The sequence below is a fragment of the Pantoea sp. At-9b genome, from assembly GCF_000175935.2.
In the GTDB taxonomy this organism is placed as follows: domain Bacteria; phylum Pseudomonadota; class Gammaproteobacteria; order Enterobacterales; family Enterobacteriaceae; genus Pantoea.
The window spans coordinates 112333-131146 of record NC_014841.1; the positions used below are offsets into that span (position 1 = coordinate 112333).

Genomic DNA, 18814 nt, shown 5'->3' on the forward strand with positions numbered 1-18814 from the left:
CCTTATTTTTTATGCCTTCAGTGAGGCAATATCGATAACAAAACGATACTTCACATCGCTTTTTAACATGCGCTGCCACGCAGCATTAATATCCTGCATGTTGATCATTTCTACGTCTGACGTGATGCCATGCTCACCGCAGAAATCCATCATCTCCTGTGTTTCGGCAATGCCACCAATCACCGAACCGGCGACCGATTTACGACCCAGCACCAGCGGGGCGCTGTTCAGCACCGGGTCCAGATCGCCCAGATAACCCACCAGCACCAACGTGCCGTTTAACGCGAGGGTTGGAATATAGGGTTTCAGATCATGGACATAAGGTACGGTGTCGATAATCAGATCAAACTGGTTGTACACCGCCTGCATCTGCGCGTCGTCAGTGGAAATCACGATATGCTCTGCACCCAGGCGACGAGCATCGTCAGTTTTATTTGGCGAACGGCTAAACAAGGTCACATCGGCACCCAGCGCCTTGGCAAATTTCAGCGCCATATGTCCCAGCCCACCGAGGCCCACTACAGCAACTTTGCTGCCCGGACCCACGTTCCAGTGACGCAGCGGAGACCAGGTGGTGATACCGGCGCACAGCAGGGGCGCGGCGCTTTTCAGATCCAGACCTTCCGGTACTTTGACCACGAATTTTTCCGTGACCACGATTTTGTCCGAGTAACCGCCATAAGTTGGCATATGGTCATGACGATCAACGTCGTTATAGGTGAGGGTATTCCCTTCTTCACAATACTGCTCAAGGCCCTGTTCACAGGCGCTGCAATGCTGGCAGGAATCCACCATACAACCCACGCCGACATGGTCGCCAACGCTGAATTTTTTCACGGCTTTACCCACATGGGTGACGCGACCGATAATTTCGTGGCCGGGCACCATCGGATATTTCGCGCCACCCCAATCGTTGTAAGCGTTGTGAATATCGGAGTGGCAAACGCCGCTGTAGAGGATCTCAATCACAACGTCATTGTCGCGCGGATCGCGACGGACAAAATTATGCGGCACCAGGTCTTCTTTGGCAGCAAAAGCGGCATAGCCTTTTACATTTAAAGTCATTCTGTCTCTCCTGAAGGAATTCGACTAACGTGCGCGGCTGACCATCACTTCATCTAATAGCTGCATACCGCGTTGGGCTTCACTGCTATTGACGGTATTGTCATAGACCGCAAACAAGCTTTTAATTTGTTGTTCGCTCAGCCCGACATTCAGGCCGCCGCCAAGGTGTGCTTGCAATTGAGATTCCACCCCGCCAAGGCCGGTGAGCGCGGCAATGGTGGCGATCTCGCGATCCGCTAAACTGAGGTTGTCACGGGCAATCACGTCGGCAAAAAGATGTTCTTGCAAGAACAGGTTAATTTCTGGCAAGAATTCGATGAAATTCCCTTTCTCGGCTTTTAATTCGCGTCCGGCAATTAACGTCTGAATCTCGGTCCCTATCTCTTTACGAGATTTATCCTGCGGCAGGGGGGATGGGGCTTGTCCGACAGGATCGTGGATACCTCGTTCAGCACGTTGTTTCACCACGCTCATAAAGGTAGTAATACCATTCAGGCTTCTCGGGAATCCGGTGTAGGCATACATTTGCAGCAACACTTCCTTGACTTCATTAAGGGTCAGACCGGCGTCTAACCCTGCGTTGAGAGCCTGAGAAAGTGCGGGTAAATCACCTTTGGCAGTCCAGGCTGCAATGGGAACAATGGCTCGCTGGCTGGCATTGAGTGATGCTGTCGTATTCATATTGGAGTGGCCTTTATAACCTGACGCATAGATAAGTCGTAGCGTCGCTATCAGCAGCAACGCGCCCTTCACCTTAAGATAAAAGTCTGAAATATTCAGCCCTTGATTACCGGTTTATGCTGAATGACGTTATGAATTGAACTCATCATTAATGCCGCAAAATGCTAATCCACTAACGCTTAATCTCTGCACTTTATCGGTTAATTAAAATATTTTTGTCTGGGACATGACGCTTGGGTGACGATAAATGCGCTTTGATACATATTATCAATTTCTCAATGTCAGACCAAAAGAACTGAAAACGCTGGTATGGTCGCTGTTGTATGTTTTTTCTTTATTTGTTGCTTATTATCTTTTGCGTCCGGTTCGTGATGAATTAGGTGTGGCGGGAGGGATTAATAATCTTCCCTGGTTGTTCAGCGGTACGCTGGTAGCGATGTTGCTTTTGACACCATTATTTTCTTTTTTGGTAAAACGCTATCAGCGAATAACCGTCATCCGGCTTAGTTACCATTTTTTTGCCAGCAACTTGCTGCTGTTCTTTGTGTTGCTGCTACCTGCGTTCAATGAATATCGGGTCTGGACTGGACGGTTTTTCTTTATCTGGCTATCGGTATTCAACCTGTTTGTCGTTTCCCTGTTTTGGTCCTTGATCGTCGATATTTTTACCTCCGAGCAGGGGATGCGACTCTTTGGCATGCTTTCCGCCGGGGCAACCCTGGGGGCGCTCATCGGATCGTCTCTGACCCTGGCTGCGGTAGAGCGCATTGACCAGCGTGGCCTGCTATTGCTGGCGTTTCTGCTGCTGGAAATCAGCCTGTTATCAGCTCAGCGGGCCGCTGCTCACAGTTCAAATTTTGCCGGGGCAACAGCGGATCGCCCTGTTGGCGGCACGGTGCTGGCCGGGATCACCCACACCCTGCGGTCGCCTTATCTCGCTGGTATCGCCCTGTTTATGATGCTCTACAGTGTGACCTCCACCTTGCTCTATTTTGAGCAGGCAACCATCGCGGCCAATGCCTTTTCTGACCGTGCGTCACGTACCGCGTTTTTTGCCACCATCGATATGTGGGTCAATTTCTTCACCCTAATTGCACAGATCTTTTTCACCTCGCGGGCGCTGAAAGGGTTGGGTGTTTCTTTGACCCTGGCCATTTTGCCACTGGTGACGCTCGCAGGATTTTCGCTGCTACTGGCCTGCCCTTCGCTGCTTGTTTTTGTCGTATTCCAGGTCGCACGTCGCATCAGTAACTTCGCTTTCGCCCGCCCTGGCCGAGAAATTTTATTTACCCGCGTGGCAAAAGAAGAGCGCTATAAGTCGAAAAATTTCATCGATACGGTGGTGTATCGCCTTGGCGATCAGATGGGAAGTTGGAGCTATGCCGGGCTAATGGGATTGGCCGGGAGTGCCGGCCTGCTGGCCTATATCGCTATCCCGTTGTCTCTGGTATGGCTGGCACTGTCGGTCTGGCTGGGGCGTCAATCACCGTTAATTCCCCTCAACTCAGGAGGTGACTAATGTCTCTCTCACGACGTCAACTGATTAAGTTAGCCGCAATCACAGGAGCAATGAGTATGTCAGGTAAAGTTATCGCCCAGCCAGATGGCACCGGAAAGGGGCAGCCGTTAAAAATTGGCGTCATCGGCGCAGGCTGGCTGGGAGGGACAGTGGCAAAACTGTGGGTTAAAGCCGGGCATCAGGTGATGTTCTCCACCCGGCATCTGGATGAGCTGCGCCGCGAGATTGCGCCCCTGGGGGCCAATGCCAGCGTGGGAACCCCAGCCGAGGCGGCTGCATTTGGCGACATCCTGTTATTTGCCGTGCCCTATGACGCGTTGCCGCAACTCGGCCAGCAGCTCGCCACGGCGATGCAGGGAAAAATCGTGCTGGATGCCTGTAATCCTTCCGGCTGGCAGCAGAGCGCCCTCGCGCGTGAAGCCAACCACAACGGCGTGGCAGAGACCAGCCAGAAATTGTTGCCCGGCACTCGCTATGTTCGCGCATTCAGTGCCGTTGATGCGACCGCCATTGAAGCGTCCGCCAGTGCCAGTCCGGCGAACAAGTTAGGTGTCCCGATCGCCAGTGACGATGCTGAGGCATTGCAGACCGTGGCGAAACTGGTTGAAGACGTCGGTTCTGTTCCGGTGATCACCGGAAATCTGGCGACGGCCCGCAGCTTCCAGCGTGGTGGCCCCGGTTTTCGGGCGAATACCAACGCCCCGGCGCTACGCGCTATTCTGCATGTGGATGTGTAGCGGCGCGATTTATGATCGCCACTCATAAACTCATGCTGATTATCCCTAAAGTCATTGCACGCCGGAACGAGTATATTTTCCCCATCGACATTGTTGGTGAAACATAACTTACCTTCGGAGTGAATATGAAAGACGTGATTGTGGTGATTGGTGCGGGTTCAATCGGGCAGGCGATTGCTCGTCGGGTCAGCCAGGGCAAAACGGTATTGCTGGCGGATCTCCGTGCTGAAAACACCGAAGCGGCGGCGAAAGTGCTACGCGATGCCGGTTTCGTGGTATCCACCAGTCAGGTGGATGTCTCGTCGCGCGACTCCATTCAGACGTTGGTGAAAACGGCGACGGCGCTAGGCCCGGTAAAAGGGGTGATCAACGCGGCTGGGGTGTCGCCTTCACAGGCCTCATCGAAAACGATTTTAAACGTTGACCTTTATGGTACGGCGGTGATCCTTGAAGAGTTCGGTCAGGTTATTGCTGAAGGTGGCTCGGGTATTATTATTGCCTCCCAGTCCGGTCACCGCCTGCCGCCGCTGAGCGTGGAACAGAACGAGGCACTGGCAACCACGCCCACGGAAGACCTGCTGGCGCTGCCGTTTTTGCAGGAAGACACCATCACCGATCCGCTGCTGGCGTATCAATACTCAAAACGCGGCAATGCGCTGCGCGTAATGGCAGAAGCGGTGAAGTGGGGCAAGCGTGGTGCACGCGTCAATACCATCAGTCCGGGGATCATCTATACCCCGCTGGCGAATGATGAGTTGTCCGGACCACGTGGCGCAGGCTATCGCAATATGCTGGCGCGCTCGCCGGTTGGCCGTGGCGGCACCCCCGATGAAGTGGGTGCGCTGGCTGCCTTGCTGATGGGACCAGAAGGCACTTTTATTACCGGCAGCGATTTCCTGATGGACGGCGGCGTGACGGCGTCATACTGGTACGGCGATTTAAAACCGACGAAATAATCAGTGTTGTAAGCGGCTGATATGCATACTCAGCCAGGTGAGTTCTTCCTTTGGCAACGACAACTGATATTTCTCCTGAATATAGTCGCGAATCGTCCAGGCAACGGACATGGCTTCAGGATGGAATTTCAGCAGCTCCTGGTAAAAGTCTTCACCCGCACCCGTACTGATTTTTCCGGCCAGTATGCGTTCAGCAAAGTAACGCAGATGCGTAATAAAACGGTTGTAGTTAATCGACGTCACATCAATCGACACATTTAACTTGTAACGCACAATCTCGGCGATGCGGTTGACCAGTTGTACCTGCTGGTGAGCCGTATCCTGACTGGCACTTCCTGACGCATTAATCAGGTGGAATGCGATGTGCACCGCCTCATCATCACCCAGCTCCAGTTGAAAACGGGCCTCCACCATCGCTCTGGCCTGTAAACCAATGGCGTACTCTTTCTGATAATAGCGTTGCACTTCCCAGCTCAGCTTATTGGTGATCACCTGACCCGCACGGGCACGCTCAGCGGCGAACCACAGATGCTCCGTCAGGGTGAAAAACAGTACCGAATGCAGCTTTTCAGCATACTGAGCCTGCGCCAGGGTGATGATGTCATGGGTGATATCAAACCAGGCAACGGGTATCGTGTTGGTCAGCGAGAAATAGTGGCGTGACTTGAGATGTTCCAGCGGGATAAACACCTGCTCAATCCCGGACGCGTTCACCTGCGTACCGGGGCGAGCACCAAAGCCAATCCCTTTACCAAACAGAATCATCTCTTGCTGATCATGCTCCACCAGCAACATGCTGTTATTCAGCGATTTCTTCACTGTAATCACGTCGATACCCGTCCCTGCGTCGTTAACTCATGTCGCTGCCGTTAGTGGCGATAACTTTCTGATACCACCAGAAAGAGTCTTTGCGCAGGCGTGCCAGCGTGCCGTTGCCTTCATCATCCTGATCGACATAGATAAAACCATAGCGTTTTGACATCTGTGAAGTGCCCGCGCTAATGATATCGATGGTGCCCCAACTGGTGTAACCCATCAGGTCGACGCCTGCCTGCACCGCCGCCAGCATTTGTTCAAAGTGCGAACGGAAATAGTCGATGCGGTAGCTGTCATGAATTTTTCCGTCTTCAACCACATCTTTACAGCCCAGCCCATTTTCCACAATAAACAGCGGCTTGCGATAGCGATCGTACAGCTCCAGTAGTGAAATCTTCAGACCCACCGGATCAATCTGCCATCCCCAGTCGGAAGCCGGTAAGTACGGGTTTTTCACCCCCAGCACGGTGTTCCCTGCGGTGCGTTCGGCATCCGGTTGGGTTGATTCGGTCATCGACATGTAATAACTGAAGGAGACGAAATCGACCGTGTGTTGGCGCAGGATGTCGAGGTCATCCGCCGCCATAACCAGCTCAATGCCACGCAGTTCCAGATCGCGTTTGATCAGCGGCGGATAACTGCCGAACACCTGAACATCGGCATAGAACAGGTTTTCGAGGTTCTTCTTCAGGGTGGCTTCCACGTCATCCGGATGGCAGGTGCGCGGATAGGTGGTGAGCTTGGTGAGCATACAGCCTACCTGGCTGCCGGGGATTTTGGCGTGACAATCACGCGTCACCAGCGCCGAGGCGACAAACTGATGGTGCAGTGCCTGATAGATGTCCTGTTTTTCCTGGCCCGGAACCGATTTATCCTCTCGAATTCCCGCAGTGGTAAACGGGTGGCGATGGATACTGTCGATTTCGTTAAACGTCAGCCAGTAACGCACTAAATCTTTATAACGGTCGAAGCAGACATTGCTGAATCGCACGAAGGCATCAACCACGTTACGGTGCACCCAGCCATTGTAACGTTCACTGAGTTTGAGTGGCATTTCATAATGTGACAGCGTCACCAGTGGCTCGATGTTTAACCGCCGCATTTCCGTGAACAGCTTGGTATAAAACGCTAAACCCGCTTCGTTCGGTGCCGCATCTTCGCCATCGGGGAAAATACGCGACCAGGCAATGGACACGCGTAACACTTTAATCCCCATCTCGGCGAACAGCGCCAGGTCCTGCGGGTAGTGATGATAAAAATCAATGCCACGGCGTTTCGGATAGCGCGCATCATGGGTGCCATTGAGCGCATCCGCCACATTCTCGTCCGTCACCGCCATATGCGCGGTGAAATCCTTAAGATCCAGATTGGGTTTCCAGTTGATGGCATCCGCCACGGATGGTCCTTTGCCGTCCACATTCCAGGCACCTTCGGCCTGATTCGCCGCAATCGCGGCACCCCATAAAAATCCTCGTGGAAAGGTGGCTTTGGTTACCGTCATAGAGACTCCTTTAACGTCATGATCGGGGAATGAAGGGTGAGCGGGGTGTCAGCGGCGTTGGCGGTGAAGGAAAACCGCTCGCTATTGGTAATCACCATCACGACGACGGGATCAAAACCCGCTGCCCGGATAGCGTCGAGGTCGAACTCTACCAGCAGATCACCGGACTGAACGGCTTGTCCCGCAGTGACGCGCGGCAGAAAACCTGTACCGTTGAGTTTGATGGTGTCGATGCCAATATGCAGAATCACTTCCGCCCCTTGCGTCGTCAGCAGGCTTACGGCATGCCCGCTGTCAAAAACATGGCTGATGACCCCGTTGGCCGGCGCGAACAGTTTGCCGCTGGTCGGTATCACCGCGATGCCATCGCCCATAATACCGGCGGAAAAAACATCATCTTGCACCTCGGCCAGCGCGATCAGCTGTCCTTCCGCCGGGGTGACAAAGTGGTTGAGGTTGGTCGCTTGTACGGCCTTTTCCCGCCAGAAAAACAGCGTGGCAATAAACGAGATAGCGAACGCCAGCCCGGCACCCAGTAACGCGTACAGGATATTCCACGGGCTGGTGGGAGAGATAAACATTGAGATACTGGCGAGACCGGGGCTGACCAGCGCAAAGGCTTCCACTGCCATCCAGCCGAGGAAGCCGCCGCCAATCACGCTGGCGGCAATCACCGCGTACAGCGCAGTTTTATTCAGCAGCGTAATGCCGTACAGCGCCGGTTCGGTGATGCCGCACAAGGCAGAAATCCCGGCAGAGAGCGCGGTGGATCTCATCACCTTGTCTTTACTGCGCAACGCAATCGCCAGGCAGGTGCCTGCTTCAGCAATGTTATGCGCCAGCGAAGCTGGCAGGTACAGCATCTCGCGGGAGAATTGCCCCATCGATGCGACCACGTAGGGGATCATCGGCTTGTGCATGCCCGCTGCCACCATAAACGGTAATACCCCGGCCAGCAGCCCGGTGGCGACAAATCCCAGCTTGCTGTAGAGCCACAGGATCACCGTGGCCAGCCCGGAACCTAACTCAAAACCGAGCGGCCCGAGGATAAGCAGCGTCACTGGCACGGTCACCAACAGGGACAGCATCGGCGAGAGGAAAATACGCAACGCTGCGGGGGAATAGCGATTGAAGAACCGTTCTGCGCGGGAATAAAACAGTACGCACAGAATGGCGGGGAACACTTGTGAGGCATAGGCGATATTTTTCAGGTCGAAAGAGAACAGGGCGATACCTTCCGCCAGTTGCTTCGACATCAGCGGTAGCACCATCACCGACACGGCGGATACCGCGACCAGCACATTCACTTTAAGTTTGTTGGCAGTGGTGATGGCCACCAGGATGGGCAAAAAATAGAGTGGGGCGGAGCCGATATTATCCAGCACTTTATAGCTCTCGCTGCTGCGCGGCAGCCAGCCGAGTAAGTCCAGCAGGATCAACAGTGACTTCAGCACCCCGCCGCCAGCGATGGCGGGCACCAGCGGCTGAAAGACACTGATCACGAAATCCACGCTGCGCGCCGTCCAACTGAGCTGGCTGCTGGCGTCGCTGGCGGGTTGCCCGGATGTCAGCGCTTTCACCGCGTTATAGACGTCCACCACATCCTTGCCAATGATGATTTGGCACTGAACATTGATGCGCACCCCCAGTACGCCCGGAATGGCCGCAAGGGCGGGCTGGTCGATACGCGTGTTGTCACGCAGGGTCAGACGTAGTCGGGTGGAGCAGTGTTCGATGTGGTCGATATTTCCGGCTCCGCCGACATGTGCGATAACGGCTTTTGCTGTGGTTTGATAATTCATATACCCCCCTCTTTTTTTGCCAAAAAAAAGACCTGAAGCCAGCTTCCGATTTGGAAGCGAGCTTCAGGTCTTGCCTGGTTACCCAGTTACACGCCTGACGACAGTTCTAACGTCAGCGGCAAAGTTCTGTCAAAACAATCCCGAACGGTTAATGATGAATTGTGATGCGCACGACGTTTTGTTCAGGCATACGGACCATCACAGACCGATTGTCGATGGATTAATTCGCCACACATCAGGGGCAGCGCGGCAACCTCTTCACCATCCAGCATTTTCGTGAGTTGCGCCAGGGCGTTGGAGACCATTTCGGCCATCGGGACATGCACCGATGTCAGCGCCGGAATGGTGTAGGACGCCATTGGAATATCATCGAAACTGAGCAGGGAGACATCCTGCGGCATCCGCTTGCCCGCATTGTGCAGGGCAGAGGCGGCTCCGATAGCCATATCGTCGTTACTGGCGACAATCGCCGAGAATGTCACGTTGCGTGCCAGCAATTCCTCGGCGGCTCGCTTACCGCTTTCCATGGTCCAGCACCCATCCAGCATTAACGCCGGTGCCATCGGCAAATTATTCTGGGTCATGGCGGCCTGGAACCCTTTCAAACGGCTGAGGCCGGTGTGTGAACTGCCCATCCCTTTGATAAACGCGATATCGCGATGTCCACGGCGAATCAAATAGTTCACCGCATCGCAAGTGTCTTTCTCATGGTCGGCACAAACGGAATATTGGGGGAATTTTTTTAAGCGACGGTTCAGGATGATCAGCGGTTTGCTCAGGGTGGGGATCAATGCGTCGATTTCTTCCACGCTCAGGTAGCGTGGGTAAATGATCACCGCATCACAACGGCTGTCGATGAGGAAATGAATCGCGTCGCGTTCTTGTTGCGCATTGTGTTTACCATCGGCCAATACCAGTTGGGAGCCAAGTTGCTCGGTCAGGGTCGCCACCTGAAACATCAGTTCGCTGAAAAACGGCCCATGATACAGGGTGTTGGGCACCATCAGACCAATGCTATGCGAACGGTTGGTCGCCAGGTTACGCGCCACCAGATTGGGGCGATAGCCCATCTCGTCAACTGCCTGCATCACTTTGTCGCGCACCGTTTTGGACACATAACTGTGTCCGGCCAGTACGCGGGATACGGTTGCCTTCGAAACGCCTGCGCGTTGGGCAACATCAAGCATGGTAATCATTCATGTTCCTTGTTAGCTCACCAACCCATTGTAACCAATAACCCCGCTAACAGTAAAAGCCTGCCGGAAAATAATGCGTTGCCGATATCGTTAAAATTAAACGCCCTGACAATGGGATAATCTGAAACCGGTTGCAGATTATTTTAACTTCATCACAAAATAACGTGATACTTCGTTTGAGTTATAGATCACAAAAAAGATAAATGAATCTGTAACCGGTTGCAGATGTGGCGAGTGACGCGTAAGAATTTAGAAAAAAAGGAGGGTGTCATGGTTAAAATCTTATTGTGTTGCTCAGCAGGAATGTCCACCAGCATGGTGGTGCAGAGAATGGAGAAAGCCGCGGTGCAACTGAGTCTGGATGCCCGTATCGAGGCGGTTGGCATGGAGGAGTTCAGGGATAAAATCGCGGATTACGACTGCTGTCTGCTCGGTCCACAAATCAAATACAAACTCGCTGATTTCCAACAACGCGCAGCAGAATTTAATAAACCCGTCACCGTCATTAATACCATGGATTACGGCATGCTGAATGGTGAAAAAATTCTGAAGTCTGCCCTTTCCCTGATTGATTCCCACAAGGGGGCTTAATGAGCACACTGGCTGATTCATTATTTGGGGTGATCGAGAATCGTATCAGTCCGATTGCCGCGCGGCTCTCCTCGCAGCGACATGTGGTGGCGATTAAAGATGGTTTTATTGCGTCGATGCCATTTTTAATTGTTGGCTCTTTTATGCTGCTGTTCTCGCATCCTCCGTTCAGTGAAACCAGCCAGTGGGGGTTTGCTCAGTGGTGGCTGGGTATTGTCAGACAGTACAACGACCAACTGATGATGCCCTATAACATGACGATGGGCATTATGGCGGTGTTTATCACCGGCGCTATCGCCTATAACCTGGCACAGAGCTACAAACTCAACGGTCTGATGGCGGCGCTGTTGGCGTTGATGACGTTCCTGGTGGTCGCTGCGCCGGCCAAAGATGGCACCCTTTCTGTTGCTTCGCTCGGTGGGGAAGGAATATTCACCGCGATACTTATCAGCCTGTATTGTACCGAAGTGATGCATCTGCTGGTGAAGTACAACATCGGTTTCAAACTGCCGGAACAGGTGCCGCCGAAAATCCGCCAGTCCTTCGACCTGCTGATCCCGATTGTGGTGATCTTCCTGACCCTCTATCCGCTGAATCTGTTTATGCAGAGCCACTTCGGCTTACTCATTCCTCAGGCGATTATGGCGGTGTTTGCCCCGATCATCTCGGCGGCTGACTCCCTGCCTGCGGTGTTGATTGCGGTGCTGTTATGCCATCTGCTGTGGTTTGCCGGTATTCATGGCGCAGCGATTGTTGGCGGCATTTTGCAGGCGTTCTGGTTGAGTAATCTGGGTCTCAATCAGGAAGCGTTAACTGCCGGGGAGCCAATTCCAAAAATCTTTATTGAACCGTTCTGGCAGTTCTTTATTACCGTCGGGGGTTCAGGTGCCACCATGGGGCTGGTTATTCTTTACCTGCGCAGTCGCTCCGCGCATCTGCGTTCTATCGGCCGTCTCGGCTTGGTACCCGGCATGTTCAACATTAACGAACCGATTATCTTCGGCTCGCCGGTGGTGATGAACCCGCTGCTGTTCATTCCGTTTATTACCACGCCGCTGCTGAACGCCATCATTGCCTGGACAGCCACGCGTACCAATCTGATCAACCACGTGATTTCACTCGCCCCCTGGACCACCCCCGGACCGATTGGTGCGGCCTGGTCCACCGGCTGGGACTGGCGTGCGGTGATACTGGTGATCTTCCTGATTGGCTTGTCGACCCTGATTTATTACCCGTTTTTCAAAATGTATGAGCGCCAACTGCTGCAACAGGAAGCGGAGATGGCTAACGCAACCCTGGCAGAGGAGATGAAATGATGAACGATATGGAAACCACGGTGATGGAACTGATTATCCACGCCGGAGAAGCGCGCTCCTCAGCGATGCAGGCCTTGCAGGAGGCACGGAAACACAACTGGACTGTGGTGGATGCCATGCTGGAAAACGCCAGCCAGGCGGCACGCGAAGCACACAAAATTCAAACCTCGCTGATTGGCGCGGATGAAGGCTGCGGCAAGATCCCGGTCAATCTGATCATGGTGCATGCGCAGGATCATCTGATGAACGCCATGCTGTGCCGTGACCTGGTAGAAGAACTGATTTATCTGCACCGCGAGGTGCAGGAACTGAGCAAAACCCAAACGCATTAATGTCGCAAGACGTCGTTAATCTACTTAAAGGAAGGATTATGTCTGACAAATTACCGGCAGGTTTTTTATGGGGCGGTGCCGTGGCGGCCCATCAGGTGGAAGGTGGCTGGAATGAGGGCGGTAAAGGCCCGAGCATCGTCGATGTGCTGACCGGTGGCGCACACGGGGTGGATCGCGAGATCACTGACGGCGTGATAGCGGGAAAACACTACCCTAACCATCTGGCGACTGATTTTTATCATCACTACAAAGAAGATATCGCGCTGTTTGCCGAGATGGGGTTCAAATGCTTCCGCACCTCGATAGCCTGGACGCGCATCTTCCCCAAAGGCGATGAACTCACCCCGAACGAAGCAGGACTCCAGTTCTACGATCAGATGTTCGATGAACTGCTGAAACACGGTATCGAACCGGTGATTACCCTGTCGCACTTTGAGATGCCGCTGCATCTGGTGCAGCACTATGGCGGCTGGCTCAACCGTGAACTGATCGATTTGTTTGTGCGTTACAGCGAAGTGGTGTTGCAGCGTTATAAACACAAAGTGAAGTACTGGATGACGTTCAACGAGATCAACAACCAGCGCAACTGGCGCAGGCCGCTGTACGGTTACAGCAATTCCGGGGTGATTTTCACCGACCACGAGAAGCCGGAAGAAGTGATGTATCAGGTGCTGCACCATCAGTTTGTCGCCAGCGCCCGGGTGGTGAAACTCGGTCATGCCATTAACCCGGATTTCAAAATTGGCTGCATGCTGGCGATGGTGCCGCTCTACCCCTGGTCCTGTAACCCGGACGATGTGATGTACGCGCAAAAGGCGATGCAGCAGCGTTATCTGTTCGGTGATGTGCATATGCGCGGTGCTTACCCTTCTTATATTAAGAAGGAGTGGGAGCGCCGTGGTTTCCACATCGAAATGGCACCTGGAGATGAGCAGACGCTGCGTGAAGGCTGTACCGATTATCTCGGCTTCAGCTATTACATGAGCAACGCAGTGGAATACGCCACCGCAACGCAAACTGCGCATACGCCACTGGAAGCCTTCCCCGGCAGCCGCAAAAACCCGCATGTGCCGGCTTCCGACTGGGGATGGCAGATCGATCCGGTCGGACTGCGTTACACCCTGAACGCGTTGTACGAGCGCTACCAGAAACCGTTGTTTATCGTGGAAAACGGTTTTGGTGCCATCGACAAGGTCGAAGCCAATGGCGAGATCAATGATGACTATCGCATCAGTTATCTGCGTGCGCACATCGAACAGATGAAGAAAGCGGTGCTGGAGGATGGTGTTGACCTGATGGGCTTTACCCCATGGGGCTGCCTGGATTGCGTATCATTCGGTACCGGCCAGTACAGTAAACGCTACGGTTTTATTTACGTCGATCGTAATGATGATGAAACCGGTGATTTCTCTCGCAGCAAAAAGAAAAGTTTTGACTGGTATAAAACCGTTATTGCCAGCAATGGTGAACAACTTTAAGTCGGTCTGTTAACACGTAGCGGCGTGATTTATCGCGCGGCCCCGTGCGCGATGCAGGAAAACCTGCGCGATGAATCGCGCCGCTACGGCATATTTTCTGGGATATGAGTGTGATTAAATTAATTATCAGCGACCTGGATGGCACCTTTCTGAATAGTCAGGGCGATTATGACCGTAAATTATATGCGGAAGTGCGTCAGTTGATGCAGGAAAAAGGTGTCCACTTTGCGGCCTGTACCGGTAAACAATGTGAACGCGTGGAGGAGTTATTCGGCGATAATTCTCGTGATATGTGGATTGTGGGAGACAGTGCCACCCGTATTAAACGCAACGGTGAATTTCTTTATCAGTCACTTATTGATAATCATCTCGGACAGCAAATTATTGCCACCCTGCATCAGGCGAATTCCGATCATGTGGTGATCGCCTGTACCCCATCCGGAGCAGTGATCCGTGAAGATACCCCCACGTATCTGGCCGAGCGTGTTCGCCAGTCCTATGCCAGTCTGCATAAGGTGGAGGACCTCAGCAGCCTGAAGGAGGACTTCGTCAAAATTACGGTCTACGATGCAGCCGGAAACTGCCCGCAAACGCGCCCATCTCTGACGCCTTTTGAACATCAGGTTTATATCGTGGTAGCAGAAGCCGCGTGGATCGATATTGCCAATCAGGGCGTCCACAAAGGCACCACCATCCGGCGACTTCAGCAAATGTTGAATATTGATCGTCATGAAACGATGGCGTTCGGTGACGGTTATAACGATATTGAATTGTTGGCAGAAGCGGAATACAGCTTTGCCATGCGTAATGCGTTTGACGAAACAAAAGCAGTGGCGAATTTTATTACCCGTTCCAATGATGAGAATGCGGTATTAAACACCATTAAACGCATTCTATCGCTGCAAAATTAATAAAGACCCGCATCTGGTTTAATAAAAATATTCAGTCTCCAGGAAAAATATCATCCACGAGGTGAGGGCGAATGCTGGTCATTATCAGGCTGGCACGCTGTTGCCTGACCTGTAACCTGACGGAGTGCTGTCCTATGCAACATAAGATAAAAATTGTCACTATCGGTGGAGGTTCAAGCTATACCCCGGAATTGATTGAAGGGTTGATTGTGCGGCAGGCGCAGTTGCCAATCGCGGAATTGTGGCTGGTCGATATCGACGCAGGCGCAGAGAAAATGGAGATCGTCGGCAACATGGCAAAACGCATGATTGCTGCGGCAAAACTGGACTGGCAGGTGCATCTGACCCTCGACCGACGTGAAGCCCTGCAAGATGCGGATTATGTCACCACCCAATTTCGCGTCGGTTTACTGGATGCGCGCTTGAAAGACGAGGTGATCCCGCTGGCAAACGGGCTGCTCGGTCAGGAAACCAACGGCGCAGGCGGGATCTTTAAAGCCTTCCGCACCATTCCGGTGATTCTCGACATCATCAAAGATATGCGTGAACTCTGTCCCAACGCCTGGCTGGTGGACTTTACCAACCCGGCCGGAATGGTGACCGAAGCGGCGATTAAACAGGGCAAGTGGGAGAAAACGGTCGGGTTGTGTAATGTGCCGTTTGGTCATATCAATCAGGCCTGTGAGGTGTTGGCAAAAGCGGAAAAAGATCTGTTCTTCAAATTTGCCGGCCTCAACCATTTTCACTGGCATCGTGTGTGGGACCAGCAGGGTAACGAACGTACCGCCGAGTTGATCGATAAAATTTATGCGCCGGAGCATCGGGCGCAAAGTGATGAAGGGCTTAAGAACATTCACCAGATCCCGTTCCATTATGAACAGGTGAAACATCTGGGCGTGTTGCCATGTGGTTATCATCGCTACTACTACCTGCAGGAACCGATGTTGGCCCATGCGGTTGAGGAGTTCGAACGCTATGAAACCCGTGCTGAGGTGGTGAAAAAAACCGAAGCGCGTCTGTTTGAGCTGTATAAAGACGTTAACCTGAACTACAAACCGGAAGAACTCAGCCAGCGGGGTGGAGCGCATTACAGTGATGCCGCCTGTGACCTGATCGCGTCAATTCATAACAACAGCGGCAAGCTGATGGTGGTCTCCACGCGTAATAACGGGGCGATTGCCGACCTGCCGTTTGACTGCATCGTGGAGGTGACGGCGTCGATTACCTCGCACGGCCCTGAACCGCTGCGCTGGGGCGCATTGCCGCCTGCGGCACGTGGCATGATCCAGTTGATGAAAGCCATGGAAGAGACGGTGATCGAAGCGGCGGTGACCGGTGATTATGGCGCAGCATTACATGCCTTCACCATCAATCCGCTGATTCCGGCGGGCGATACGGCGATTAAGGTGTTGGATGAACTGTTGTACGCGCATAAAGCGTATCTGCCGAAATTTAAGGAGAAAATCGCCGAAATTGAAAAAAATAAACCGGAAGTGGTGAGGTTTGTTGATCAGTTACTGGCAGATAGAAAAACGCACGCGTAAGCAAAAGACAACAAAAGCGCCACTGGCGCTTTTGTTGTCAGATTCTGTATGACGGACTCATGCGGCTTTATCTTTCATCGCCACCTGAGCACCCAGCTCATCGGGGGTTTTCAGGAACGGCGTCAGCACTGCGCTCAGGATATACAGCCCGGCATAGATACCCAACACACCGCCCGCGCCCAAAGAGGTATAGAACAACGCGGTGATCGCCGGTGCGATAAAGGCACCCAGTCCGGCACCAAGGTTGAGTACTGACATGGCGGCACCTTTACTCTCGGGGGCCAGCATCGGAAACAGGGCGGAAAGCGGTACATAGCCTGCCATCGTTACTCCGCACAGGCAGAGGACAAAAGCCATGACGTAGAAGTTATGGCCCAGCAGTTGAGGCACCAGCCACACCAGCACCAACACAATGGCATAGCCCACGCCACCGACCCAAAGAATGGTATTACGCCAGCCAAATTTGTCACCGAAGAAGCCAAAAAAGAGATTGGCAAATATCGCCACCACGAATACGGATGACCACATATGCAACCACTCGGTTTTGCTGTAACCAAAGCTGATCAGATACAGCGGCAGGAAGGTCGCCAGTCCATATTGCGCCACGCCGTTAATCGATTTCACCACCAGCCCCATCGCAATCACCGGGCGTTGCAGGATGGTGATGCCTTTCATCAACTCTGCGGCACTAAAAGGGTGGATTTCTGACGCCGGAACCTTGTCGCGGTTAACCCAAATAGCCAGTGCGGCACCCACAATCACGAATCCCATCCCGGTCCACAGCACATGGATCTCGCCCATTACCGGTAGTGCCAGCGAGGAGAAAAAAGGCCCAATGACACTCAGGCCGAGGGAAAAGGTAAACCAGAACCAGCCGACTGCAGTTGAACGGCGCTCAATCGGGGTACTGTAGTTAATCCACACCAGGAACGAGTAAGCAAACAGCGGATAGCCAATACCGCGAATGGCATAGAATGGCAGCATCAGGGCCAGATGCATCGATTTCAAACCGATGCCAATAAAACCAATGCTGCCAACCACAAAGGCGATCAAACCGTACAGCATCACTTTGCGTGGCCCCAGGGTCTGCACAAAGACGCCGGTCACCCAGGCCGCCAGCGTTACCGCGATGCCGTAGGCGGTAATCAGGAAGGAGGCTTCGGCAACCGATAATCCTTTTTCAACTAACCAGATAGATATCCATGCCTGCTCGACACCGTCGCCAATCATGAATATTGTCAGACCAATATAACCCCACAACAGATTTTTAGGTAAACCCAGTAGATTAAACATAGTTCCCCCCAGTGCAGGACACTGTATGGATAGAGAGACGAGGTAAGATAAATATATTTTTATTAATTAATGAGATTCAACAGCAGAGACTGCACTTTAATCGCATCCTGATCTCTGATAAGACGCTCCATTTCTTCCAGACCAACTTGGTCAATAAAGTTCGCCAGCTTTTTATACATGCGAATATTTTGCGCACACTCTGCTACCGGATCTTCACGGCTGGGGAAGGTGTCAAAATAAACCAGCCCGTCAAATTTCACGCGTTTTGCATAATAGATATATTCCAGCGTCTGCATCAAGTGAACAGAACCCAGCATCAGTCCATCATCAAAATGGCCATAACCATCATTCAGATGAAATCCAACCAACTTGTTTTTGCGTGCCGATAAGAACAGTGAAAAAGCCGGGTTCTCTTTTTTCATGATCATATGACAGAAATCAAGAGTAATACCAAAGTTTGGTGAACCCACATCGTCGATCAACATTAATGTTGAAGAGACATCTCCGATAAAGGAAAATGTTCTCGGCTCATAAGGCTTGTACTCAAAGCTGAATTGCATGTCAGGATGAGCCTGCGTCACCTGTTGCAAGGCACTCACCAGTAATTCATAGGCTCTGAAATAATCCTGTTGGAAGGGATAATCATAGCCATCATAGCCGAACCATAATGTGACCGTATTGCCGCCGAGGAATTTGCACATCTCCGCAGCGTCAAGCGTAATATTAATGGCTTTGTTTCTCAAAGCTTCATCGGGGTTGGTAAATTCGCCATTAATAAACTCTTTATTATAACGGAGTGCGATGCCGCCCACTTGCAAACCATTATCGGCGATGCAGGATTTGATAGCGGATTTATCCTGACCAATAAAATGCTCAGGATAGTTCAATTCGATATGGGTCAATCCTTCAGCTTTGCCCATACGCGTAATAAGGTCACAGGTATCCATATTATTCTTCGCTGAGAATAATTCCGGGCGAGAACGAAACGAGTTGATGCGTGATGAGAATTTCATAGCCTTTACCTTTAATGGAACATCGGCAGAGTTATAAGGCAACCTGGCCATGGGGTAAATGCC

Annotated in this window: 17 protein-coding genes; 9 read left to right on the forward strand and 8 right to left on the reverse strand. The window is 52.5% G+C overall.

Annotation, left to right across the window (positions count from 1 at the left end):
* Positions 1-9: 9 nt before the first annotated feature.
* Both PAT9B_RS27850 and PAT9B_RS27855 read right to left on the reverse strand, forming a co-directional pair.
* Positions 10-1065, reverse strand: coding sequence for an NAD(P)-dependent alcohol dehydrogenase (locus PAT9B_RS27850; protein WP_013512626.1), 1056 nt, complete (start codon positions 1063-1065; stop codon positions 10-12).
* 24 nt (positions 1066-1089) lie between these two features.
* On the reverse strand, positions 1090-1746 hold the full coding sequence (locus PAT9B_RS27855; RefSeq protein WP_013512627.1) for a carboxymuconolactone decarboxylase family protein: 657 nt from the start codon (positions 1744-1746) through the stop codon (positions 1090-1092).
* 247 nt (positions 1747-1993) lie between these two features.
* Here PAT9B_RS27855 and PAT9B_RS27860 point away from each other — a divergent pair, with 247 nt between their 5' ends.
* From PAT9B_RS27860 to PAT9B_RS27870, 3 genes are all read left to right on the forward strand, one after another.
* On the forward strand, positions 1994-3265 hold the full coding sequence (locus PAT9B_RS27860) for an NTP/NDP exchange transporter (protein WP_013512628.1): 1272 nt from the start codon (positions 1994-1996) through the stop codon (positions 3263-3265).
* Positions 3266-3321: 56 nt separating this feature from the next.
* Positions 3322-4002 (forward strand): NADPH-dependent F420 reductase, encoded by a 681-nt coding sequence (locus PAT9B_RS27865; RefSeq protein WP_223300542.1) that lies wholly within the window; start codon positions 3322-3324, stop codon positions 4000-4002.
* A 125-nt stretch (positions 4003-4127) separates the two neighbouring features.
* Complete coding sequence (locus tag PAT9B_RS27870) at positions 4128-4958, forward strand: SDR family oxidoreductase (protein ID WP_013512630.1); 831 nt, start codon at positions 4128-4130, stop codon at positions 4956-4958.
* Here the strand turns inward: PAT9B_RS27870 and PAT9B_RS27875 are convergent, their stop codons facing one another.
* From PAT9B_RS27875 to PAT9B_RS27890, 4 genes are all read right to left on the reverse strand, one after another.
* Entirely contained in the window at positions 4959-5786 is an 828-nt protein-coding gene (locus tag PAT9B_RS27875; RefSeq protein ID WP_013512631.1) for a PRD domain-containing protein, read from the reverse strand.
* Positions 5787-5808: 22 nt separating this feature from the next.
* The gene (locus PAT9B_RS27880) at positions 5809-7275 is read right to left on the reverse strand and encodes a glycoside hydrolase family 1 protein (RefSeq protein WP_013512632.1); all 1467 of its coding nucleotides are present in this window, start codon (positions 7273-7275) and stop codon (positions 5809-5811) included.
* Positions 7272-9077: a beta-glucoside-specific PTS transporter subunit IIABC gene (locus tag PAT9B_RS27885; protein WP_013512633.1), complete on the reverse strand. Its 1806-nt coding sequence runs from the start codon at positions 9075-9077 to the stop codon at positions 7272-7274. Before PAT9B_RS27885 ends, PAT9B_RS27880 begins: the two co-directional genes overlap by 4 nt.
* Before the next feature lie 182 nt (positions 9078-9259).
* Entirely contained in the window at positions 9260-10273 is a 1014-nt protein-coding gene (locus PAT9B_RS27890; protein ID WP_013512634.1) for a LacI family DNA-binding transcriptional regulator, read from the reverse strand.
* 270 nt (positions 10274-10543) lie between these two features.
* On the opposite strand from PAT9B_RS27890, the gene PAT9B_RS27895 reads away from it, so the two are divergent.
* The 6 genes from PAT9B_RS27895 (at position 10544) to PAT9B_RS27920 (ending at position 16445) form a co-directional block, all read left to right on the forward strand.
* Entirely contained in the window at positions 10544-10864 is a 321-nt protein-coding gene (locus PAT9B_RS27895; RefSeq protein WP_013512635.1) for a PTS sugar transporter subunit IIB, read from the forward strand.
* The gene (locus PAT9B_RS27900; RefSeq protein WP_013512636.1) at positions 10864-12180 is read left to right on the forward strand and encodes a PTS cellobiose transporter subunit IIC; all 1317 of its coding nucleotides are present in this window, start codon (positions 10864-10866) and stop codon (positions 12178-12180) included. The genes PAT9B_RS27895 and PAT9B_RS27900 overlap by 1 nt, the downstream gene beginning before the upstream one ends.
* A complete protein-coding gene (locus PAT9B_RS27905) occupies positions 12180-12512 on the forward strand; it encodes a PTS lactose/cellobiose transporter subunit IIA (protein ID WP_041526311.1) in 333 nt (110 codons plus the stop codon). Before PAT9B_RS27900 ends, PAT9B_RS27905 begins: the two co-directional genes overlap by 1 nt.
* A 38-nt stretch (positions 12513-12550) precedes the next feature.
* On the forward strand, positions 12551-13990 hold the full coding sequence (locus PAT9B_RS27910) for a 6-phospho-beta-glucosidase (protein WP_013512638.1): 1440 nt from the start codon (positions 12551-12553) through the stop codon (positions 13988-13990).
* Between the two features lie 110 nt (positions 13991-14100).
* Positions 14101-14901 (forward strand): Cof-type HAD-IIB family hydrolase, encoded by an 801-nt coding sequence (locus PAT9B_RS27915; RefSeq protein WP_041526312.1) that lies wholly within the window; start codon positions 14101-14103, stop codon positions 14899-14901.
* Between the two features lie 134 nt (positions 14902-15035).
* Complete coding sequence (locus PAT9B_RS27920) at positions 15036-16445, forward strand: 6-phospho-beta-glucosidase (protein WP_041526313.1); 1410 nt, start codon at positions 15036-15038, stop codon at positions 16443-16445.
* Positions 16446-16502: 57 nt separating this feature from the next.
* On the opposite strand, the gene PAT9B_RS27925 is transcribed toward PAT9B_RS27920, so the two are convergent.
* Together PAT9B_RS27925 and PAT9B_RS27930 are read right to left on the reverse strand one after the other, a co-directional pair.
* On the reverse strand, positions 16503-17738 hold the full coding sequence (locus tag PAT9B_RS27925; RefSeq protein ID WP_013512641.1) for an MFS transporter: 1236 nt from the start codon (positions 17736-17738) through the stop codon (positions 16503-16505).
* A 62-nt stretch (positions 17739-17800) separates the two neighbouring features.
* The gene (locus PAT9B_RS27930; RefSeq protein WP_013512642.1) at positions 17801-18751 is read right to left on the reverse strand and encodes a sugar phosphate isomerase/epimerase; all 951 of its coding nucleotides are present in this window, start codon (positions 18749-18751) and stop codon (positions 17801-17803) included.
* Positions 18752-18814 lie beyond the last annotated feature (63 nt).